Genomic DNA, 280 nt, shown 5'->3' on the forward strand with positions numbered 1-280 from the left:
GCTTTACTCTGATCGGGCGAGTCCCTGAACTTGTCGCCATTAGCATTGCCAATATATTGATGTTTGCGGCCTCAATTGTGCATTGCCTTGCTATTAGCCAGTTTTTAGATTATCGCGGTATTGGCTTTAAACTTGTTTGTGCATTTACTGCTTTTAGCAGCGTAATGCTGGGTTATTACAGCTTTTTTTCGCTATCTATTCAAGATAGGCTGTTTATATCTGATATACAGCATATAGCTGAAGCTGCATTTTTACTGTTTATATTTATAAAGTATGCACG

General features: G+C 38.2%; 1 pseudogene. It reads left to right on the forward strand.

The features are described from left to right. Nucleotides 1-280: pseudogene (locus AAEY57_RS19760) on the forward strand (hybrid sensor histidine kinase/response regulator); the annotation flags it as partial.

It is taken from the genome of Pseudoalteromonas sp. MER144-MNA-CIBAN-0113 (assembly GCF_040308965.1).
Lineage (GTDB): Bacteria > Pseudomonadota > Gammaproteobacteria > Enterobacterales > Alteromonadaceae > Pseudoalteromonas > Pseudoalteromonas tetraodonis.